The organism is Ensifer sp. (assembly GCF_031989085.1).
Taxonomy (GTDB): domain Bacteria; phylum Pseudomonadota; class Alphaproteobacteria; order Rhizobiales; family Rhizobiaceae; genus Ensifer.
This window is the reverse complement of sequence record NZ_DALZXU010000004.1, coordinates 246,259-267,511: the sequence shown is the minus strand read 5'-3', so window position 1 is coordinate 267,511 and position 21,253 is coordinate 246,259. Positions and strand designations below refer to the sequence as shown.

General features: G+C 63.1%; 22 protein-coding genes and 1 riboswitch. Of the genes, 11 read left to right on the top strand and 11 right to left on the bottom strand.

Annotated elements, in window-relative coordinates; translation table 11 throughout:
• Positions 1–15: 15 nt before the first annotated feature.
• Positions 16–132: riboswitch (TPP riboswitch) on the bottom strand.
• A 140-nt stretch (positions 133–272) separates the two neighbouring features.
• From RTP54_RS20215 to RTP54_RS20195, 5 genes are all read left to right on the top strand, one after another.
• Positions 273–758 carry a GNAT family N-acetyltransferase gene (locus RTP54_RS20215; protein WP_112806629.1) on the top strand — a complete coding sequence of 162 codons (486 nt, stop codon included), beginning with the start codon at positions 273–275 and terminating at the stop codon, positions 756–758.
• 87 nt (positions 759–845) lie between these two features.
• Positions 846–1,496, top strand: coding sequence for a thiamine diphosphokinase (locus RTP54_RS20210; RefSeq protein WP_312365409.1), 651 nt, complete (start codon positions 846–848; stop codon positions 1,494–1,496).
• 3 nt (positions 1,497–1,499) lie between these two features.
• A complete protein-coding gene (locus RTP54_RS20205) occupies positions 1,500–3,326 on the top strand; it encodes an ABC-F family ATP-binding cassette domain-containing protein (RefSeq protein WP_312365407.1) in 1,827 nt (608 codons plus the stop codon).
• A 76-nt stretch (positions 3,327–3,402) separates the two neighbouring features.
• A complete protein-coding gene (locus RTP54_RS20200; protein ID WP_312365405.1) occupies positions 3,403–3,882 on the top strand; it encodes a MarR family transcriptional regulator in 480 nt (159 codons plus the stop codon).
• Complete coding sequence (locus tag RTP54_RS20195; RefSeq protein WP_312365403.1) at positions 3,879–5,117, top strand: multidrug effflux MFS transporter; 1,239 nt, start codon at positions 3,879–3,881, stop codon at positions 5,115–5,117. The genes RTP54_RS20200 and RTP54_RS20195 overlap by 4 nt, the downstream gene beginning before the upstream one ends.
• Before the next feature lie 90 nt (positions 5,118–5,207).
• On the opposite strand, the gene RTP54_RS20190 is transcribed toward RTP54_RS20195, so the two are convergent.
• Entirely contained in the window at positions 5,208–6,425 is a 1,218-nt protein-coding gene (locus RTP54_RS20190; protein WP_112806621.1) for an argininosuccinate synthase, read from the bottom strand.
• Positions 6,426–6,600: 175 nt separating this feature from the next.
• On the opposite strand from RTP54_RS20190, the gene RTP54_RS20185 reads away from it, so the two are divergent.
• Positions 6,601–7,242 (top strand): LysE family translocator, encoded by a 642-nt coding sequence (locus tag RTP54_RS20185; RefSeq protein ID WP_112806619.1) that lies wholly within the window; start codon positions 6,601–6,603, stop codon positions 7,240–7,242.
• A 227-nt stretch (positions 7,243–7,469) separates the two neighbouring features.
• On the opposite strand, the gene RTP54_RS20180 is transcribed toward RTP54_RS20185, so the two are convergent.
• The 7 genes from RTP54_RS20180 to RTP54_RS20150 all read right to left on the bottom strand — a co-directional run bounded on the left by RTP54_RS20180 (position 7,470) and on the right by RTP54_RS20150 (position 13,747).
• Positions 7,470–8,264, bottom strand: coding sequence for an ABC transporter ATP-binding protein (locus RTP54_RS20180; protein WP_112806617.1), 795 nt, complete (start codon positions 8,262–8,264; stop codon positions 7,470–7,472).
• Complete coding sequence (locus tag RTP54_RS20175) at positions 8,261–9,139, bottom strand: ABC transporter permease (RefSeq protein WP_112806615.1); 879 nt, start codon at positions 9,137–9,139, stop codon at positions 8,261–8,263. The genes RTP54_RS20180 and RTP54_RS20175 overlap by 4 nt, the downstream gene beginning before the upstream one ends.
• A gap of 223 nt (positions 9,140–9,362) precedes the next feature.
• Positions 9,363–10,316 carry an ABC transporter substrate-binding protein gene (locus RTP54_RS20170; protein ID WP_112806613.1) on the bottom strand — a complete coding sequence of 318 codons (954 nt, stop codon included), beginning with the start codon at positions 10,314–10,316 and terminating at the stop codon, positions 9,363–9,365.
• A 211-nt stretch (positions 10,317–10,527) separates the two neighbouring features.
• Positions 10,528–11,763 (bottom strand): 23S rRNA (adenine(2503)-C(2))-methyltransferase RlmN, encoded by a 1,236-nt coding sequence (gene rlmN, locus RTP54_RS20165; RefSeq protein WP_112806611.1) that lies wholly within the window; start codon positions 11,761–11,763, stop codon positions 10,528–10,530.
• A 331-nt stretch (positions 11,764–12,094) separates the two neighbouring features.
• The gene (locus tag RTP54_RS20160; protein ID WP_112806760.1) at positions 12,095–12,598 is read right to left on the bottom strand and encodes an invasion associated locus B family protein; all 504 of its coding nucleotides are present in this window, start codon (positions 12,596–12,598) and stop codon (positions 12,095–12,097) included.
• 406 nt (positions 12,599–13,004) lie between these two features.
• Positions 13,005–13,382: a YkvA family protein gene (locus tag RTP54_RS20155; RefSeq protein ID WP_112806609.1), complete on the bottom strand. Its 378-nt coding sequence runs from the start codon at positions 13,380–13,382 to the stop codon at positions 13,005–13,007.
• A gap of 47 nt (positions 13,383–13,429) precedes the next feature.
• Complete coding sequence (locus tag RTP54_RS20150) at positions 13,430–13,747, bottom strand: 4a-hydroxytetrahydrobiopterin dehydratase (RefSeq protein ID WP_112806607.1); 318 nt, start codon at positions 13,745–13,747, stop codon at positions 13,430–13,432.
• Between the two features lie 86 nt (positions 13,748–13,833).
• Here RTP54_RS20150 and RTP54_RS20145 point away from each other — a divergent pair, with 86 nt between their 5' ends.
• Entirely contained in the window at positions 13,834–14,310 is a 477-nt protein-coding gene (locus tag RTP54_RS20145) for a low molecular weight protein-tyrosine-phosphatase (RefSeq protein WP_312365402.1), read from the top strand.
• Here the strand turns inward: RTP54_RS20145 and thpR are convergent.
• Complete coding sequence (gene thpR / locus RTP54_RS20140; RefSeq protein WP_312365401.1) at positions 14,247–14,837, bottom strand: RNA 2',3'-cyclic phosphodiesterase; 591 nt, start codon at positions 14,835–14,837, stop codon at positions 14,247–14,249. The two genes, RTP54_RS20145 and thpR, sit on opposite strands and share 64 nt — an antisense overlap.
• Before the next feature lie 114 nt (positions 14,838–14,951).
• A complete protein-coding gene (locus tag RTP54_RS20135) occupies positions 14,952–15,593 on the bottom strand; it encodes an arylesterase (RefSeq protein ID WP_112806595.1) in 642 nt (213 codons plus the stop codon).
• A gap of 67 nt (positions 15,594–15,660) precedes the next feature.
• On the opposite strand from RTP54_RS20135, the gene RTP54_RS20130 reads away from it, so the two are divergent.
• The 4 genes from RTP54_RS20130 (at position 15,661) to RTP54_RS20115 (ending at position 20,571) form a co-directional block, all read left to right on the top strand.
• Positions 15,661–16,386 (top strand): ABC transporter ATP-binding protein, encoded by a 726-nt coding sequence (locus tag RTP54_RS20130; RefSeq protein WP_112806758.1) that lies wholly within the window; start codon positions 15,661–15,663, stop codon positions 16,384–16,386.
• Positions 16,383–18,935, top strand: a complete 2,553-nt coding sequence (locus RTP54_RS20125) for an ABC transporter permease (protein ID WP_312365400.1) — start codon at positions 16,383–16,385, stop codon at positions 18,933–18,935. Before RTP54_RS20130 ends, RTP54_RS20125 begins: the two co-directional genes overlap by 4 nt.
• A 220-nt stretch (positions 18,936–19,155) precedes the next feature.
• A complete protein-coding gene (locus RTP54_RS20120) occupies positions 19,156–19,893 on the top strand; it encodes a Bax inhibitor-1 family protein (protein WP_112806591.1) in 738 nt (245 codons plus the stop codon).
• Between the two features lie 120 nt (positions 19,894–20,013).
• Positions 20,014–20,571 (top strand): N-acetyltransferase family protein, encoded by a 558-nt coding sequence (locus RTP54_RS20115; protein ID WP_312365399.1) that lies wholly within the window; start codon positions 20,014–20,016, stop codon positions 20,569–20,571.
• A gap of 104 nt (positions 20,572–20,675) precedes the next feature.
• Here the strand turns inward: RTP54_RS20115 and RTP54_RS20110 are convergent, their stop codons facing one another.
• Entirely contained in the window at positions 20,676–21,080 is a 405-nt protein-coding gene (locus tag RTP54_RS20110) for a DUF2794 domain-containing protein (RefSeq protein ID WP_162703300.1), read from the bottom strand.
• Between the last annotated feature and the right edge of the window lie 173 nt (positions 21,081–21,253).

Sequence of the window (21,253 nt, the reverse complement as noted above, 5' to 3'; positions counted from 1 at the left end):
GGAAAAGGGCGTATCGATCCGATCGCGTCTAATCCCTCCGCCGGTATGAGCCGGATCAGGTTCCGCGGGTTGGCGTCAAACGCCTCTCAGCCTTCAGCCGCATGCGGCCGGAAGGCACCCCGTTAGAGCGGGAAGAGATTTACCGCTGCGCCGGTTTGATGGCAAGCGAAGTTTGCTGGCAGCAAAGGCGGTACGCGGCGTTTCGCCTTCCGCGCCATATGCGATAGGTTTGCCGACGGACATGGGAGATCCGGACGCGGAAGGACGCTGCAATGACCGACATGCTCGTTCGCCTTTATGCCCTGCCGGCCCGGCCGACATCGCCGCTTGGTGCGGGGATCGGCATTCACCGTGCGATGGCGCCCGAGCGCCGGCTCGCAGTTGCGTGGATCGAGCAGACCTTCGGCGCCGGCTGGGCGGGCGAGGCGGAGGCCGCCTTCGCTGCGACCCCGACGCGCATGCACATCGCGGTGTTTGAGGAGCGGATCGTCGGATTTGCCTGCCACGACGTCACCGCACTCGGCTTCTTCGGGCCGACGGGTGTCGACGAGGCGATGCGTGGGCGAGGGATTGGCGAGGCGCTCCTGCGCGAGAGCCTGATCGCGATGCGCAATGCGGGCTACGGCTACGCCGTTATCGGCGGCGTTGGCCCGGCCGATTTCTACCGGCGCACCGTTGGCGCCATCGAGATCCCCGATTCCACGCCCGGCATCTATGCGGACATGCTGTTTCCGGAACCCTTGCCCGACCAACACTGACGACAGCGGGCGCAAAATCGCCCGATACCGGCCCTGTTCGGTTTTCTTGCTTTTCCTTGGACGTGCCTTTGCGCTATGGGCTTTGCCATGGCCCGATCCACCTTCACCATTCTGCTCGGCGGTGCGCTGACCCCGACCGACCGCCTAGCGCGACAGCTCGCCGGCAGTCGCTTTGTCGCGGCTGACGGCGGCATGCGGCATGCGCGGACGTTGTCGGTCATGCCCGACGTCTGGGTGGGTGACTTCGATTCGACCGAAGAGGCGCTGCTTGCCGAATTTTCCGGCGTTCCGCGCGAGCCCTATCCTGCCGCCAAGGCTGCGACCGATGGCGAGATCGCCGTCGAGGCCGCGCTTTCGCGTGGTGCGCAAGCCCTGATCTTTGCCGGCGCGCTCGGTGGGTCGCGCAGCGACCATGCTTTCCTGCATCTGCTTCAGGCCGCCTCGCTTGCCGAGCGCGGGCTTCCGGTGTTCATGACCTCGGGCGAGGAAGAGGCCTATCCGCTGCTTGCAGGCGAGATCGACATCGATCTGCCGAAGGGCAGCCTGTTCTCGATCCTCGGACTGACCGATCTCTTCGGGCTGACCATCGTCAATGCGCGCTATCCGCTTGCCGATTTCACCTTGCCGTTCGGATCGTCCCGTACCGTTTCCAATGTTGCGGAGGGTCCCCTTCGCATTTCCCTCGACACCGGCCGGGCGATCGTTCTCGCCCGCCCCTATGACCTTTCCGGAGCCTGAGCCTTGGCGCCTCCCATTCTGAAACTCGACGATATCTTCCTGACCTTCGGTGGCACGCCGCTTCTGGCCGGCGCCAACCTGCAGGTGGAGCCGGGAGACCGCATCTGCCTTGTCGGGCGCAACGGGTCGGGCAAGTCGACGCTGATGAAGATCGCCGCCGGCCTTGCCGAGGCGCAGTCGGGCGAAGTGTTCCGTCATCCGTCCTCGACGGTGCGCTACCTGCCGCAGGCGCCGGATTTTGAAGGGTACGATACGGTGCAGGCCTATGCGGAATCGGGCCTGGGCCCGAGCGACGATCCGTATCGCGTCGCCTATCTGCTGCAGCATCTCGGGCTGACGGGCGAGGAAGATCCGGCGCGGCTTTCCGGCGGCGAGGCGCGCCGCGCGGCGCTTGCCCGGGTGATGGCACCGGAGCCGGATATTCTCCTGCTCGACGAGCCGACAAACCATCTCGACCTGCCGACCATCGAATGGCTCGAAGACGAACTGACACGCAGCCGTTCGGCCCTGGTGCTGATCTCGCACGACCGGCGGTTCCTCGAAAAGGTGTCGACCGCCACCGTCTGGCTCGATCGCGGCCAGTCGCGCCGGCTCGACCGCGGCTTCGGCCATTTCGAGGCCTGGCGCGACGAGGTGCTGGAAGCCGAAGAACTGGAGCAGCACAAGCTCGGCAAGGCGATCGAGCGCGAGGAGCACTGGCTGCGCTATGGCGTGACCGCCAGGCGCAAGCGCAACATGCGCCGTCTCGGCGAATTGCAGGACATGCGCTCGCGCCATCGCGGCCACAAGGGTCCGCAGGGATCCGTCCAGGCGACCGCTTCCGACGCCAAGGAATCCGGCAAGCTGGTCATCGAGGCGGAAAAGATCAGCAAGGTTTACGGCGATCGCACGATCGTCGCGCCGTTTTCGATCCGCGTGCATCGCGGCGACCGGATCGGCCTTGTCGGCCCGAACGGTGCCGGCAAGACCACGCTGTTGAAGATGCTGACCGGGCAGATCGAGCCGGATACCGGCACGGTGAAGCTCGGCACCAATCTTGAAATGGCGACGCTCGACCAGAAGCGCGAAGACCTCAACCTCGAGGACACGCTCGCTCATTACCTGACCGACGGACGCGGCGAGAGCCTGATCGTCAACGGTGAACAGCGCCACGTCACCGGCTACATGAAGGATTTCCTGTTCCAGCCGGAGCAGGCCCGCACCCCCATTCGCGAACTGTCCGGCGGTGAACGCGCGCGGTTGATGCTGGCGCGCATTCTTGCCCGCGCCACCAACTTGCTGATCCTCGACGAACCGACCAACGATCTCGACATCGAGACCCTCGATCTCTTGCAGGAGGTCGTCGCCGGCTTTGCCGGAACCGTCATCCTCGTCAGCCACGACCGCGACTTCCTCGACCGCACCGTCAGCTCGACGATTGCGCCGGCCAACCCGGAAGCGCCTGACGGTCGCTGGATCGAATACGCCGGCGGCTACACCGATATGATGGCGCAGCGCAAGGGCGCCATCGAGGAGCGTCGCAAGGCCGAGAAGGCGGAAAAGGCGAAGGCGTCCGACGCTGCTTCGCCCGTTGCCGAGGCGCCGAAGGCCAAGGGCAAGCTCTCCTACAAGCAGAAATTCGCGCTCGAAAATCTGCCGAAGGAGATCGAAAAGGCGGAAGCGGAGGCGGCCAAGCGCGAGGAGCGCATGGCCGATCCCAATCTCTTTGCCAAGGATCCGAACACATTCGCCAAGCTGGCGCAGGAGCTGGAGAAGCTTCGCGGCGATCTCGCGCGCATGGAAGAGGAATGGCTCGAGCTGGAGATGCTGCGCGAGGAACTCGAGGGCTGAGCCTGCCGGCGTCGCGTTGAATGTTGCCAAGGGGTATGATAAGGAAAGCTTATTATATCTCTTGTGAACGATCCAGATGCCGACAAAACTCGAATCCGAAACCATCGGCATGTTGCTGACCGATGTCTCCAGGCTGCTGCGTGGCGCGTTTGACCGCAAGGTCAATGCGATGGACCTCGGCATCACGCCGGGCGAAGCCCGCACGCTGATCCAGGTGGCGCTGACCGAGGGCATCAAGCAGGCAGAGATCGCAACCCGCATGGGCATCGAGCCGATGACGCTGTCGGCCTATCTCGACCGGCTGGAGGCGATGGGGCTGGTGGCCCGGATGCCGGATCCTGCCGATCGCCGCGCCAAGAACGTCGTCATCACCGACAAGGCCGATCCGTTGCTCGCCGAGCTGATGGCGGGCCTGCGTGAAATGATGAATGCCTATACGGCCGGGCTCGACGAGGAGACGCGCGAGATGCTGCGCGGCAACCTGCGTATCCTGCGCGACAATCTCCGCCGCCTCGACCCGTGCGCCGCCGGCAAGGAGAAGGGGGCGAAGGAATGACGCGCCGCATGAGCGAACGGCGCACCAGCATCATCGGTGCCTTCCTGGTGGCGCTCGGCCCGGTCTCGATGGCGCTTTATACGCCCGCCATGCCCGAACTGGTGCGCGCCTTCTCGTCCAGCGAGGCGGCGATCAAGATGACGCTGTCTCTCTATTTCGCCGGCTTCGCCTTTGCGCAGCTGGTCTCGGGCACGCTTTCCGATGTCATCGGCCGCAGGCGCACGACGCTGATCTTCATGGCCATCTATCTCGCCGGCAGCCTGATGGCGGCCTTCGCGCCGTCGGTCTCGGTCCTGCTCGCGGGACGACTGGTACAGGGCATCGGCGCTTCCGTCGGCATGACGGTCGCACGTGCCATCGTGCGCGACCAGTTCACCGGCCTGCAGGCAGCCCGGATCATGAACATGATCGGCATGATGCTGGCGCTCGGGCCGGCCGTTTCGCCGACACTCGGCGGTCTGGCGCTTGGCCTGTTCGGCTGGCAGTCGATTTTCTTGCTGATGGTCGGCTTTGCCGCCATGGCTTGTATCACCGTGCAGTTCTTCATGGCTGAGACAGCGACACCAGACCCGGCCAAGGGGCACCTGAAGCCGATCCTTGCCGCCTATCGCCTGTTGGTGAGCGACAGCCGTTTCATGTCCTCAACGCTCGTCATCGCCGGGGCGGTCGGCGCGCTCTACGCGTGGGCCACGATGCTCCCCTTCGTGTTGATCAATGAAGTCGGCCTGACGCCGACCCAGTTCGGCGTCGGCATGTTGATGCAATCGGGTCTCTTCTTTTCGGGAACGGTGGTGGTGCGCCTGTTGATGCGTCGCTTCACGCCGCAGGCGCTGGTTCCGGCGGGCCTCGTCTTCATCGGCGCGGCCAGTCTCGTGCTTGCCTATACCATGCACGCACTGCCGCCGAGCTTCCTTTCGGTGATGCTGCCGATTGGTGTCTATGCCTTCGGCATCGCCTTTGTCATGCCTTACATGATGACTGCGGCGATGGCACCCTTTCCCGAGATCGCCGGCACGGCATCGGCGATGATGGGCTTCATCCAGATGGGGTCCGGTCTGCTGGGCGGGGCGATTGCCGCTGCCGTGGGCGTCCCGGTGCTGGCACTCGGCACGATCATTCCCGGTTTTGGCCTCGCCTGCATCCTCAGCTATGTCTGGTATCGGCGCACGGTTCGCCTAAGGCCACTGGCCGCACCGACCGACGGTCAAAATGCGCTGCCGGAAGCGGCTGAATGACAGAGACTCTCGCGCGATATCAAGGCGCATGAAAAAGCCTCCGCGACCCGGGTCGCGGAGGCTTTGTTTTGTGCGGTGTAGGCTGCCGCGTTAGCGGTTGCGCGCAGCCAGCGTACGCAGGCGCAGCGCGTTGAGCTTGATGAAGCCGGCGGCGTCCTTCTGGTCGTAGGCGCCCTGGTCGTCCTCGAAGGTGACCAGCTTGTCGGAGTAGAGCGACTTCTCGCTCTCGCGGCCGGTGACCATGACGTTGCCCTTGTAGAGCTTCAGCGTCACTTCGCCTTCGACATGCTCCTGGCTGCGGTCGATCGCGGCCTGCAGCATTTCGCGCTCGGGCGAGAACCAGAAGCCGTAGTAGATCAGTTCGGCATAGCGCGGCATCAACTCGTCCTTGAGGTGGGCAGCACCCCGGTCGAGCGTGATCGATTCGATCGCACGGTGGGCGGAAAGCAGGATCGTGCCGCCGGGGGTCTCGTAGACGCCGCGCGACTTCATGCCGACGAAGCGGTTTTCGACGAGGTCGAGGCGGCCGATGCCGTTGTCGCGGCCATAGTCGTTGAGCTTGGCCAGCAGATTTGCCGGCGAAAGGCGCACGCCGTTGATCGAGACCGCGTCGCCGCGCTCGAAGCCGATCTTGATGACGGTCGCCTTGTCGGGGGCCGCTTCCGGCGAAATCGTGCGCATGTGCACGTATTCAGGCGCTTCCTGCGACGGATCTTCCAGAACCTTGCCCTCGGACGAGGAGTGCAGCAGGTTGGCGTCGACGGAGAAGGGCGCCTCGCCCTTCTTGTCCTTGGCGACCGGGATCTGGTGCTTCTCGGCGAATTCGAGCAGGTCGGTGCGGCTCTTGAACGACCAGTCGCGCCACGGCGCAATGATCTTGATGTCGGGGTTCAGCGCATAGGCCGACAGCTCGAAGCGGACCTGGTCGTTGCCCTTGCCGGTGGCGCCATGGGCGATCGCGTCGGCGCCGGTCTTCTTGGCGATGTCGATCAGGTGCTTGGAAATCAGCGGCCGGGCAATCGAGGTGCCGAGCAGGTAGACGCCCTCATAGACCGCATTGGCGCGGAACATCGGGAAGACGAAATCCTTCACGAACTCTTCGCGCACGTCCTCGACGTAGATTTCCTTGATGCCGAGCATCTCGGCCTTCTTGCGCGCCGGCTCCAGCTCTTCGCCCTGGCCGAGGTCGGCCGTGAAGGTGACGACTTCGGCGCCGAGTTCGGTCTGCAGCCACTTCAGGATGATCGAGGTGTCGAGACCGCCCGAATAGGCGAGAACGACCTTTTTCACGTCTTTATGCGATGCCATGGTTTCCGTCCGTCTGGTCTTGGGAGAGGGCGGCGTGCCGCCTTGGAAATTCTGCGGCACTTTATCCAGAACACGCCTGGATACAAGCGGAAGAACGCTGCAACAGCCGAATCCGCTCGCAAAAGCCCGCGGGCAGGAATAGACCGGGCGATCGAGTGTTCCGGGGATCGCGCATATGGATTTTCTTCCCAGCCTGCCAACGCTGTTCGGCTTTGCCGCCGCCACGCTTCTGCTTGCGGCGACGCCGGGGCCTGACATGACGCTGTCGATCAGCCGGGCGCTGTCGCAGGGCAAGAAGGCAGCCCTTTTCGTGGTGCTCGGGACGAGCTTCGGCATCGTCGTTCACACGCTGCTGGTTGCCTTCGGCATCTCGGCGCTGATCACCGCCTCGCCGACAGCGTTCCTGGTGCTGAAAACGGGCGGTGCCGCCTATCTGCTCTGGCTTGCGGTCCAGGCGATCCGGCACGGATCCACGCTCTCGGTCAAGGCCGTCGGCGGCGTCAGCGGCACGGCGCTTTCCAATATCTCCTCGGGCTTCTGGGTGAACCTGCTCAACCCCAAGGTCATCATCTTCTTCATGACCTTCCTGCCGCAATTCGTCAGCGCCGGCGATGCGTCGGTGACGGGCAAGCTCCTGTTTCTGGGAGGGTTGTTCATCGTCATCGGCATGCCGGTCAACATGCTCGTGGTGTTTGCTGCCGACGGCCTGTCCTCCTGGCTGCAGAGGAACAAGGGTTTCATGCGGGCGCTGGACTACAGTTTCGCCGGCGTCTTCTCGGTGTTTGCCGCCAAGATCTTCATGACGGCAGCGCGGTAAGTCGTCTTCGGAGGGCTTGGCCCCTCATCTGCCTGCCGGCATCTTCTCCCCGCACGCGGGGAGAAGAGATCGAGCGGCGGCTGCTCGATTCTCTCGTTCGTTGCATTCTTCTAAAAAGCGCGCGCTTCGTGCTCGACATCGCGGCACATGCTCTTCTCCCCGTCTTGACGGGGAGAAGATGCCGGCAGGCAGATGAGGGGCAGACGCGGACGCCGAGGCGGGCGGTCTCAGCCGATCAGCAGCGCGTCGTCGTCGAGCGTCTGTCCGCGGATGCGCCGGAACATGGCGATCAGATCCTCGACCTGCAACTCCTTGCGGCTGTCGCCGGCAACGTCGAGCACGATCTCGCCGCCGTGCAGCATGACCGTGCGATGGCCGTAGTCGAGCGCCTGGCGCATCGAGTGGGTGACCATCATCGTCGTCAGCTTGCGCTCGGACACGATCTTCTGCGTGAGGTTCATGACGAACTCGGCCATGCCCGGGTCGAGGGCGGCTGTATGCTCGTCGAGCAGCAGCACTTCCGAGCCCGCAAGCGTCGCCATGACAAGCGAGACCGCCTGGCGCTGGCCGCCCGAAAGCAGATCCATGCGGTCGCCCATGCGGTTTTCGAGGCCGAGATTGAGTTCGGCGATGCGCTCGCGGAAATGCTCGCGGCGCTTGGGCCCGAGCGCTGCCATCAGGCCGCGCGCTTCGCCACGCTTGGCGGCGAGCGCCAGGTTTTCCTCGATCGAAAGCGCGCCACAGCTGCCTGTCAGCGGATCCTGGAAGACGCGGGCGACGAGCCCGGCGCGGGCGGCGGTGCCCTTGCGGGTGACATCTGTCTTGCCGATCGTCACCTGGCCGGCACTCGGCAGCACGTCGCCGGCGAGAACGCCGAGCAGCGTCGACTTGCCGGCGCCGTTGGAGCCGATGACGGTGACGAAGGAGCCCTGCTCGATCGTCAGGTCGACGCCGTTCAGCGCCTGCTTCTGGAGCGGCGTTCCCTTGCCGAAGACGACCTGGATGTTCTTGACGCTGATCATGCCGCACCTCCGCGACGAAGACGGGGAAGGATGAGGGCGAAGGTCACGAGCACGGCGGTGACGAAATTGAGGTCGGAGGCCTGCAGGCCGAGCATGTCGGTCGACAGCGCCAGCTGGATGGCGATGCGATAGAGGATCGAGCCGAGCACGCAGCCGATCAGCGCGATCAGGATGCCGCGGGCGCCGAGCAGCGTTTCGCCGATGATGACGGCGGCAAGGCCGACGACGATGGTGCCGACACCCGAGGTGACATCGGCAAAGCCGTTGGTCTGTGCAAAGAGCGCGCCGCCGAAGGCAACGAGCGCATTGGAGATCGCCATGCCGAGATAGATCTGCTTGTTGGTGTCGACGCCCTGCGCGCGGGCCATGCGGGCGTTGGCGCCGGTCGCGCGCATCGCAAGGCCCGCGTCGCTTTCAAGGAAGCGCCAGACGACGATGACGGCCACGAGCACGAGCACGCCGATGAACAGCGGGCGTACATAGAATTCGCGAAGCCCAAGGCCGAAGAACGGCGAAAGCATGGTGTCGGCATTGATCAGCGCGACGTTGGGCTTGCCCATGACGCGCAGATTGACCGAGAACAGCGCGATCATCGTCAGGATCGAGGCCAAGAGGTTGAGGATCTTGAAGCGCACGTTGAGCATCGCCGTGACCATGCCGGCGGCGGCCCCCGCCACCATGGCGACGCCGGCAGCGACCCATGGATTGACGCCGGCGATGATGAGCACCGCGGTGACCGCGGCCCCGAGCGGAAACGATCCGTCGACCGTCAGGTCAGGGAAATCGAGAACCCGGAATGCGAGAAAGACGCCGATGGCGACGAAGGCATAGACCAGCCCCAGTTCGACGGCGCCCCATAAAGCGATTTGACTCAAATCCCCGACCCTCTTTTCCTGCCGCGCGCCGCAAGCTTCTATATCGGCGCGGCGTCCCCGGTTGGCGCATGACGCCAAAAGATCCGGCGTCGGCGCAGCTTCAGACTTCAAGGGCAATCCGCACCTTCCGAAGGGAAAACGCAGCCGCCCATAACGAACCGCCCTCGTATGGAACGAGGGCGGCCAAAACGCAATAAACTTGAACCTGAAAAGGCTCGAAGGCTTATTCTACAACGCGTGTGGCGCGCTTGACGACACTTTCCGGAAGCGTGACGCCCATCTTTTCGGCGGCCTTCTTGTTGATCACCAGGTCGGAACCGGCGGCAACCTTGACGGCGATATCGCCCGGGTTTTCGCCCTTGAGGATGCGAACGACGATTTCGCCGGTCTGCTTGCCGACGTCGTAGTAGTTGAAGCCGAGGGCTGCGAGCGAGCCGCGCGAGACCGAGTCCGTGTCGGCGGTGAAGAGTGGCAGCTTGGCTTCCTCGGCCACGGCAACCGCACCTTCGAGTGCCGAGATGATGGTGTTGTCGGTCGGGACATAGATCGCGTCGGCACGGCCGACGAGCGCGCGGGCGGCGCCCTGGACTTCAGCGGACTTCGTCGCGGCGGACTCGACCACCGTCAGGCCGGCCTTTTCGGCTTCCGTCTTCAGCACCGCCAGCAGCGATACGGAGTTGGCTTCGCCTGAGTTGTAGAGGTAGCCGATCGACTTGACGTTCGGCAGGATCTCCTTGATCAGCGCGACGTGCTCGGCGACCGGCGACATGTCGGAAAGACCGGTGACGTTGGCGCCCGGCTTGTCCATGTCCTTGACCAGCTGCGCGCCGATCGGGTCGGAGACTGCGGTGAAGACGACAGGAATGTCGCGCGTCGAGGACACGACGGCCTGCGCCGAAGGGGTGGAGATCGGAACGATCACGTTTGGCGCTTCGCCGGCGAACTGGCGGGCGATCTGGGCTGCGGTTGCCGGGTTGCCCTGGGCCGACTCGTAGAGGAACTTGAGGTTTTCGCCTTCCTTGTAGCCGGCCGCCTTCAGCGCGTCCTTCACGCCGTCGCGGGCTGCGTCGAGAGCCGGATGCTCGACGATCGCGGTTACGGCGACGGTCACCTCATCGGCACGTGCGGGCAGGGTAAATGCCACCGTGGCGGCAAGGGCGATGAGAAGTGAGCGCATGGGTTTCCTCCTGGATTGATTGCCCGCTTTCTTAGGAAACCGAGGCCATGAAATCAATCGATAGGAATTGCATCACTCATCAAAGTTCTTCATCGATCCCGACATGCCTGTGGTTGATGCCGGGGATCGCTGCAATCTTTGGGCGCCGCAAGGCGCTGAAAGCGTGAGATGTCAGGTGCGGCGGGCATAGCGCGCCACATCCGTCGGTCCCTCAATCCTCGCCGTGATTGGCGATCATCATCGCCTCGAAGGCAAGACGGTCGACCTTGCGCATGCGCTCGGACTCGGACTTCAGCTGGCCGCAGGCGGCAAGGATGTCGCGGCCGCGCGGGGTGCGGATCGGCGAGGCGTAGCCAGCCTGGTTGATGAAGTCGGCAAACTTCTCGATCTGCTCCCAGTCGGAACACTGGTAGTTGGTGCCCGGCCAGGGGTTGAACGGGATGAGGTTGATCTTCGCCGGAACGCCCTTCAGAAGCTTGATCAGCTCCTTGGCGTCCTCGAGGCTGTCGTTGACGTCCTTCAGCATCACATATTCGAAGGTGATGCGGCGCGCATTGGACAGGCCCGGATAGGCGCGGCAGGCGTCCATCAGCTGCTTCAGCGGATACTTCTTGTTGATCGGCACCAGCATGTCGCGCAGGTCGTCGCGCACGGCATGCAGCGAGATCGCCAGCATGACGCCGATCTCTTCGCCGGTACGGTAGATTTCAGGCACGATGCCGGAGGTCGAAAGTGTGATGCGGCGCTTGGAGAGCGACAGGCCCTCGCCGTCGGACGCAATCAGCAGCGCAGTCTTGACCTCTTCGAAATTGTAGAGCGGCTCACCCATGCCCATCATGACGATGTTGGTGATCTTGCGGCCCTCGGCCGGCACGATGGCGCCCTGGGGCGTGTCGCGCTCCGGGAAGTCGCCGAGCCGGTCGCGCGCCAGCAGCAGCTGCGCCAGGATCTCTTCGGCCGTCAGGTTGCGCACCAGCTTCTGGGTGCCGGTGTGACAGAAGGAGCAGGTGAGCGTGCAGCCGACCTGGCTGGAAATGCACAGCGTGCCGCGGCCCTCCTCGGGGATGTAGACCGTTTCGATCTCGACCGGGCGGCCGGCGCCGCGCGCGGGAAAGCGCAGCAGCCACTTGCGGGTGCCGTCGCCCGAGGTCTGTTCTTCGACGATCTCGGGCCGGGCGATGGTGAAATGCTGCTTCAGCATCTCGCGCATGTCCTTGGACACGTTCAGCATCTCGTCGAAATCAGAAACGCCGCGCACATAGAGCCAATGCCAGAGCTGGCTGACGCGCATCTTCACCTGACGCTCGGGAACGCCCTTTTCGACCAGCGCCTTGGCCATGTCTTCGCGCAACAGCCCGATCAGCGAAGGCTTTTCGGCCTCAGGGGCGATCCGTGCCTGCGGTGCCCTGACGGGATCCACCCGGTTCAAGATTTCAGTGGCTGCCATGCTCTGGTGTCCTGTCGTACAGAAAGCGCCCGTCCGGAGAGGGGTCCGGAGATCGTCCTGATGCTCGAATTGAAATCGGTCGAGCCTTCAAGCGCGGCCAATGGGGCGCGGGGCTCTGAATTTTCCGGGGCTTTAGCATTGTTTCGGCCCGGAGTCACGCGCAGTCGATCCCGAATGCGAAAAGGCCGGCGTCGGGCGCCGGCCTTCCACTTTGCCTAAGCGCGTTGCGCTCTTTCAGATTCGCGACTGCGCTTCACGTTTTTGTTTTTGCGCATGTCGTTGTCGCAAAACCGCTGCGCACTTTTGCGCGACATGCTCAAGAGGCGAAAACTTACTTGCAGGCTTCGATCTGCTTCAGCGCAGCCGAAATGCCCGACAGCGAATAGGCGTAGGTGGTCGTGGTGCCCTTGCGCGACTTGGCGTTGACCGACATCGCCTTGCCGGACTTCATCGCTGCGACGAGCGCCGGCTCTTCAGCGGCGTTTTCGACCCATGCGGAATTGCCCTTGGTGAACATGACGAAGGTGCGGCCGTCGATGACGACGTTCACCTTGGAGTTCTCCTGCAGCGGGTAGCCCATCATCGCCTGCGGCTCATAGCTGATGTTCTGGCCCGGGCGCTGGGATACCAGGAAGAAGATGTCGCCGTGATCGACGCCGGCCGGGCTCTTTTCCTTCGGAACCGACAGGACGTAGCAGACCTTGCCGCCGCCGGAATTGTAGGAATAGGCGCCCCAGGCGTTGAACTGCTGGATGCGCGTCGGCGACTGGGCGGCAGCCATGCTGGCGGTCGCCAGAACGAGTGCGATTGCAGTTGCGATCTTTCTTACAAACATGAGGTCCTGCCGCTTTTCTTGCTTTTCGATCACCCGAAACAGGTCAGACGGGCGACGCGTAGTCATGATTTCAATTGTTGTGACTTAATTCAGGTTACCAAACCGTCAACAAGGGCCAAAATCCGCTGGTTTCAGCCCCGAAACGAAGCATTTTCGGGCTTCGCTCCAGCATCAGCAGATCGACCGTCCGGTGCTTTTCAAGGCGCGCCTTCGGCGTCGAAAGTTCGCCGCCTTGTACCGCCCTTCCGGATGGTTCCTGCTCCAAGCCATTCCAAACGACACGCGCCCCGACGAGGACGTCTCGACCCGCACCGTTCCGAAATGTCTATGCCACAAAGAATCGGGCAAGAGTTTGACTTTTGGGCAGGAATACGGCGGCGATGCGGATGGACCGCATGTTCTGCGGTTATTCGCCAGGATTGTCGGCCAGCGTTTCGTCGGCTTTCAGATAATGGGCTTCCTTGATCTGTCCGTTGATGGCCGCAAATGCGGCGGTCAGAACCGCGACGTCATCGGAAAAGCCGACGACGGCAAGAAAATCGGGAAGGAAGTCGATCGGCAGCACGAAGTAGGCGAGTGCCGCCAGAAGAATGCCGCGCGTGCGCGTCGGCGTCTTCGGATCTATGGCGCAGTAGTAGGCGGCCACAAGTTCTCGGCTGAACGGTATCTGACGGGCGGCGCGGCGAAAGGTCGGCCAGAAGCGCCGCTTGACGCGCTTTTCCCTGCGTTCCTGCTCCGACTCTTCGCCAGGAAGGAGAATTTCACCAATCTTTACGTCGTCCATCGCCTCTTTCCGATGTTGCAACGCTGATAATATGGGAAGCGCTCGATCTATTTCAAATGATCGGGCATGCGGCCGGCTGCTGCCTTGTCCATGCGGGCGGCCAGTTTGAAGTCCAGTTCGGTCAGGCCCTTGGCGTCGTGCGTCGTCAGCGTCACGTCGACGCGATTGTAGACGTTGAACCACTCGGGATGATGGTCGAGCTTTTCGGCAACGATCGCCATCTCCGTCATGAAGCCGAAGGCCTCGACGAAATTCTTGAAGCGGAAGGCTTTCCAGATCGAGGCGCCGTCCTCGGCCCGGACCCACCCTTCCATCTTGTGCAGCTGCTCGGCGATTGTCGCCTCGTCGAGTTTCTCCGGCCTCATTCGTTCCTCCCTTTCACCGCGTCTGTTCCAAGGCTTTCGAGCCGCGTATAAGTCGGCCCACCTCTTATCTCCTTGAAACGGATAGCATGAAACCGGTGCGAATTCTTTTTGTTTGTCTCGGCAATATCTGTCGTTCGCCGCTTGCCGAAGGCGTGCTTCGCGCGCTCTCGACGCGTCAGGGATTGGCGTCGCAGATCCTTGTCGATTCTGCCGGAACGGGAGGATGGCATGTCGGCGATCCGCCGGACCGCCGTTCTATTGCGGTCGCGCGCCGGCACGGCATCGACATTTCAGGACTTCGTGGGCGCAAGGTCGCAAAAGCCGATTTCGACAGCTTCGACCTGATCCTCGGCATGGACAGCGAGAACGTGAAAACCCTTCGCCAGATCGCGCCGGCCGGTCTCGATGGAAAGATCGCACTGTTCCTGGCTTACGCCGAGGATCGGGACCGGGACGTTCCCGATCCGTATTATGATGGGGAAGAGGCGTTCGAACGCCTCTACCAGATGTTGGAAGCCGGATGCTCGTCGTTGCTCGGAAGGCTGGACGAGCGGGCTTCGTGAAGCGGAAACACCTCTTCGGTGAGGTAAGGCCCGCCGCCGACGGAATCGCGTGACGACAACAGCACGAAACGCGAAACGGTAAAGGGCGAGGCCATGAAGTTGCCGCGACCGGAGAGATACTCGACCACATCCTCCACCCGGCTGGAGCGCAGCCTTGCGAGCGTGACATGCGGCGTGAACTTGCGCGGGTCGGCCGGCAGCCTGAGCCTCTGGCAGATGCGCTCGATCTCGGCCTGAAGCGCGTGCATTTCCGGGTGATTGCTGACGCCTGCCCAGACCGAATGCGGCTTTTTCGAACCGAAGGCGCCGGTGCCGGTCAGCTGCAGCTGGAACTCCGGTCTTTCGATGCGGTCGAGCCTGTCTATGATCTCGTCTGCGGTGCGCCAGTCGACGTCACCAATGAAGCGCAAGGTGATGTGGTAGTTTTCCACATCGATCCAGCGGGCTCCGGGAAGACCTCCGCGCAGCAATGAAAGACTCATCGCAACATTGCGCGGAATTTCGAGGGCGGTGAATAGTCTCGGCATGGCGAGCTCCCCGAATCTCTTGCAGATGTCTCAGCGAATCACGCATCCGATCTGCAGGCAACTACTATTTGACGCTTGCGAATATTAACACTCTCTTAACTGTGGATGATTTGTTCACTCCGCCTTTGCCAATGTTGCAATGAAACGTTCGACCGCCGGCTGCGCCTTCTTGACCATGACGCCGACGCCATCGCCGTTCGGATGCATGCCGTCCTCGAGCTTGAGGGCGGCCTCGGTGACCACGCCGTCGAGGAAGAACGGGTAGAGCTCCAGCCCGTATTTTGCGGCGAGTTCCGGAAAGATCGGGTTGAAGCGGGCGGCATAGTCGGCGCCCATGTTCGGCGGCGCCATCATGCCGACGAGCAGCACGCCGATGCCGCGCTCCTTCAGCCGCGTGATCATCGCCTCGATGTTCTTGCGCGTTTCTTCCGGCGGGATGCCGCGCAGCGCGTCGTTGGCGCCAAGCTCGAGAATGACGCCCTTCGTGCCGTCGGGGATCGACCAGTCGATGCGGGCAAGGCCGCCGGAACTGGTGTCGCCGGAAACGCCGGCATTGGCGACCGTCACCTCGAAGCCGTTGTCCTTCAGCGCCTTTTCGAGCCGGGCCGGGAAGGCATCCTCGGGTGGCAGCTGGTAGCCCGCCATCAGGCTGTCGCCGAAGCCGACGAGGCTGATCGTTTCGGCGCTTGCCGGTGCCGATAACGCAATTGTCATTGCGAGCCCCAAGAAAAACCGTTGAAAACCTTTTAATGCCATGGGTCTGTTCCTAAATCGCGGGAGCCGTTTTCTTTTTCTCTTTCCGTTTCATATAGGGTTATTTCGCTTGGCCAGTACCATCATCGAGCTCAAAAATGCTGACCTCACCCTTGGCGAGGCCGCAGCCTCGGTGCATGTGCTGAAAGGCATGAGCCTGACCATCGACGCCGGACAGTCCGTCGGTATCGTCGGCCCGTCCGGATCGGGCAAGTCTACGCTGCTGATGGTGCTTGCCGGGCTGGAACGGCTCGATCGCGGCGAGATCGTCATCGACGGCACGCCGCTGCATCGGCTGAGCGAGGATCGGGTGGCCGATTTCCGCGGACGCAACATCGGCATCGTCTTCCAGTCCTTCCATCTCATCCCCAACATGACGGCGCTCGAAAACGTCGCCGTGCCACTCGAGCTCGCCAATGTTCCCGGCGCCTTCGAGATCGCCCGCAAGGAGCTTGTCGCCGTCGGACTCGGCGAGCGGCTCAGCCATTATCCCGGCCAGCTTTCCGGCGGCGAACAGCAGCGCGTGGCGATTGCCCGCGCTCTGGCGCCATCGCCGAAACTGCTGATCGCCGACGAGCCGACCGGCAATCTCGACGCAGAAACCGGCCGGCAGATCGCCGACCTGCTTTTCGCCGAACAGCGTGACCGTGGCATGACACTTGTGCTGGTGACCCACGACGCGGCGCTCGCCGCCCGGTGCTCGCGGCAGGTGCGCGTCCGCTCGGGCGAGATCGTGTCCAGCGGCGCGCCCGAAGCGGCCGTCGAAATGCAACGCCCGGAAGCGGCATCCGCATGAGCGACGCATCCTCCATCCGTTTGCGTCCCCTGCTTGCCCTCAGGCTGGCGCTGCGCGAAATGCGCGGCGGCCTCAAGGGCTTCTACATCTTCCTCGCCTGCATCGCGCTCGGGACGGCGGCGATCGCCGGTGTCAACTCGCTGTCGCAGTCGATTACGGCGACGATCGCCTCGCAGGGGCAGGCGCTGCTTGCCGGCGACATCCGCTTCGAGCTCAACAATCGCGTAGCGACCAGCGAGGAGCGGGCGTTCCTCGACGGGCTCGGTCCGGTTTCTGTTTCGGCCGGGCTGCGTTCGATGGCCCGCTTGCCCGACGGCTCAAACCAGGCGCTGGTCGAGTTGAAGGCCGTCGATGCGGCCTATCCGCTCTATGGCACGCTCGAGAGCCAGCCAGACCAGCCGCTTGGCGATCTTCTGGCGCGGCAGGGCGACGGATTTGGCGCAGTGGCGGCACCCCTTTTGCTCGACCGTCTCGGCATTTCCGTCGGCGATGAAATCCTGCTCGGCAATGCCCGCATCCGGATTTCGGGCACGATCGTGCGTGAGCCGGATGCGCTTTCCGACGGCTTCGGCTTTGCGCCGCGGCTCATGGTTTCGGCCGAAGCCCTCGACGCCTCGGGTCTCGTCCAGACGGGAAGCCTTGTCGAGCACGGCTACAAGGTGAAACTCGGCGATCCCGCGCAGGTTGCCGCTGTTCGCAGCGATGCCGAGAAACGCTTTCCGGCCGCCGGCTGGTCGATCCGCACCAGCTCCAACGCCGCGCCGTCGCTGACGGCCAACATCACCCGCTTCTCGCAATTCCTGACGCTTGTGGGCTTGACCGCCCTGATTGTCGGCGGTGTCGGCGTCGCCAACGCGGTGCGCGCCTATCTCGACCAGAAGCGCAGCGTCATCGCCACATTCAAATGCCTCGGCGCACCCGCCTCGCTTGTCGCGATGATCTATCTGGCACAGATCCTGCTGATCGCGCTGATCGGCATCGCGATCGGGCTTTTTCTCGGTGCGCTTATCCCCTTTGTCGCGGCGCAGTTTCTGGCCGATCTCCTGCCGATATCGACGGAGTTCCGGGTCTATCCCGGCGCGCTCGGCATTGCCGCGCTCTTCGGCGTGCTGACGGCGCTTGCCTTTGCCATCCTGCCGCTCGGACGCGCACGTGGCATCCCGGCAACGGCGCTCTTTCGCCAGCAGGGCTTCGATCCCGCCGGCTTTCCGGCCTGGCCCTATCTCGTCGGCGCGCTTGCCTGCCTTGGTGCGCTCGCGGGTCTTGCGATCTTCACCGCCTATGACCGCTATATTTCGCTCGTCTTCCTCGGCGCGATCGCCTTTGCCTTCGTCGTGCTGCGCGGCGTCTCGCTGCTGATTTCCTGGCTTGCGCGCCGCAGCCCGCGCGTCAGTTCGCCATCGTTGCGGCTGGCGATCGGCAACATCCATCGGCCGGGCGCGCTCACGCCCTCCGTCGTGCTGTCGCTCGGCCTCGGGCTCGCGCTGCTCGTCACCCTTGCGCTCATCGACGGCAATCTCAGGCGCGAGCTCACCGGCAGCATGGCCGAACGTGCGCCGAACTTTTTCTTCGTCGATATCCAGGGCAGCGAGATCCAGGGGTTCCGCACCCTGCTCGAAGGATCGATGCCGGATGGCAAGGTCATCGAGGTGCCGATGCTGCGCGGTCGCATCATCGCCTTCAACGGCGAGGACGTGAACGCCCGCAATGTGCCGCCGAGCGGCCAGTGGGTACTGCGCGGCGATCGCGGCATCACCTATGCCAAGAACAAGCCGGAGAATTCGACCTTGGCCGAGGGCACCTGGTGGGCGCCCGATTACAGCGGCGAGCCGCTGGTGTCGTTTTCGGCCGAAGAGGCGGGCGAACTCGGCCTGAAGATCGGCGACAAGGTCACCGTCAACGTGCTCGGTCGCAACGTGACGGCCCGGATCGCCAATTTCCGCAACGTCGAATGGGAATCGCTGTCGATCAACTTCGTCATGGTGTTCTCGCCAAACACATTTGCCGGTGCGCCGCATGCGTGGCTGGCAACGGTGATCGATCCCGGTGCGACGCCTGAGGAAGAGGCGACGGTGCTGAAGGCGGTCACGAACGCCTATCCGACGATCACCAGCGTGCGCGTGAAGGATGCTCTCGACATTGTGAACACGCTGCTCGGGCAATTGGCAACGGCGATACGCGCTGCCGCCGCCGTGGCGCTGGTTGCCTCGGTGCTGGTGCTGGCCGGTGCGCTTGCCGCCGGCAACAGGGCACGTATCCACGATGCAGTGGTGTTGAAGACGCTGGGTGCCACGCGCGCCACGCTGATCCGCGCCTTCAGCTACGAGTACATCATCCTTGGCCTTGCAACGGCGGTGTTTGCGCTGTTTGCCGGCGGGGTCTCGGCCTGGTTTGTCGTCAGCAGGATCATGAAGCTGCCCTCGACTTTCCTGCCGGACGTCGCGATCGCGACCGTTGTCATCGCGCTGGTCATGACTGTCGGCATCGGGCTTGCGGGAACCTGGCGGGTGCTGGGCCAGAAGGCGGCGCCGGTTCTGCGGGAGCTGTGAGCGGGGAAATTAACCGTAAATCCCTGTCATGCAAGGCGATAAACGCCAAGGCTGTGCCGAATCAGGGGGCCGAAGGTCTTGTACGCAAGGGCTTTCGGCATCATATTTATCCACAGGCATGCTGGAGCCCCGCAGCGGCGCCTGGGCATGGGATGATGGCCGATCGGTCAGGTCATCCGCCCGACACCGTAAGTTCAACCGGGGCTTAAATGAGGAAACAATGGCTGATCTGAGAAACTACCAAACCCGAATGTCGCCCGCCGGCGCTCAGGCGGGTGCCGTGATCGACGAAGGCCTTCGCAGCTATATGCTGAAGGTCTACAATCTGATGGCCCTCGGCCTGGCGATCACCGGCCTGGCAGCTTACGGAACATTCGCGCTTGCCGTCTCCAATCCGGCATTCGCCCAGCTTCTCTATGCGTCGCCCCTGAAGTGGGTCGTCATGCTCGCACCGCTGGGTCTCGTGTTCTTCATGAGCTTCCGCATCAATAGCATGAGCGTTTCCGCAGCGCAGATGACGTTCTGGGTCTATGCGGCGCTGATGGGCGTTTCCCTGTCCTCGATCTTCATGGTCTTCACCGGCCAGAGCATCGTGCAGACGTTCTTCGTCACCGCAGCCTCCTTCGGCGCGCTGTCGCTCTACGGCTACACCACGAAGAAGGACCTGTCCGGCATGGGCTCGTTCCTGATCATGGGTCTGTTCGGCGTCATCATCGCGTCGATCGTCAACATCTTCCTCGCCTCTTCGGCGCTCGGCTTCGCGATCTCGGTGATCGGCGTGCTGATCTTCGCAGGCCTCACCGCCTACGACACGCAGAAGATCAAGGAAATGTACTACGATGCCGACGACAGCACCGTGGCAGGCCGCAAGGCGATCATGGGCGCACTGACGCTCTACCTCGACTTCATCAACCTGTTCATGTTCATGCTGCAGTTCATGGGCAACCGGAACAACTAAGCTTGAATGGATTGACGGAAAAGGCGGCTTCGGCCGCCTTTTTTGTTGCGCGGAAAGAGCTTGATCGAGCGGCGTGATCCGTGTGACTGAAGGGCTAGCCAAACCATCAAGAACGCCCCGATGCCCCTGACCTTACGCGACGCCACGATCGCCGATCTGCCCGCCATCACCGAAATCTACCGCGAATCCGTGCTGAACGGCGTGGCGACCTACGAGATCGTGCCGCCTTCGGAGGCGGAGATGACCTCACGTTTTTCCACCATCATCAGCCACGGATATCCCTATATCGTCGCCATCGACGCGGCCGGTACGATTGTCGGCTACGCCTATGCCTCCGCCTTCCGCACGCGTGCGGCCTATCGTTTTCTCGTCGAGGATTCGATCTATCTGGCACCATCGGCACGCGGGCAGGGCGCGGGCAAGATGCTCCTGATTGCCCTCGTCGATCGCTGCACGGCGCTCGGGTTTCGCCAGATGGTGGCGGTCATCGGCGGCGCCCATCCTGCGTCGATCGCGGTCCACCGCTCGGTCGGCTTCGAAGATCAGGGACGAATGAAGGCGACCGGCTTCAAGCATGGGCGCTGGCTCGACACCGCGATCATGCAGCTTGCGCTCGGGGATGGATCGACCAGCGATCCGAAGGACGGCGCCTACCCGGATACGCTCTATCAGGGTTGAGGATGCTTTCGCAGCTCTGAGCGTCGAACCAATAGCGAACAGGCCGAAAGGACGAGGGCGTGGCGGGTGGCCGGGATCGCACTGGCGATCGGACACCCGGTGCCTCAGGTTTCCACCAGCTTGAGCACCTTGTCGAACACCTTCAGCACCTTCCCGAGTTCGTGTCCACGCTTCAGGATCGTGCCGTGGATGTTGAGCACGCTATAGGCGCCCTGCTTGGCCGAAAGCTTCGGGTTTTTCTCGATGCGGTAGAGCGGCATCTCGCCCGATCGCTTGAAAACGGAGAAGACCGCTCGATCCTTCAAGTGGTCGATGGCGTAGTCGCGCCATTCGCCTTCGCCGACCATGCGGCCATAGACCCATAGGATCTGATCGAGTTCCCGACGATGAAAGGTGATGGGAGGGGCGTCGCGGGCGTTCTTGTATTCCGAGAGATCAACGACCACTTCGGACGCGGCCTGGCGCTGATGTCGCGCCTCGCCTCGCGGCAAATCCGGCTCATCGGTCATCGGCAATCCGGCCTTCTGTTGTGACAGAACCATTACAGTTTGCCTGACATGAGCCGAAAAGCAAGCTGGAAGCAGCCGAAGGCGGTGGGCGCAAACGGCATTTCTTGCCTCTGCCCCATTTCAGTCAAAACGGCGCCCCAATTCACCGCAAAACTCGCGGGCGCTGACGGACA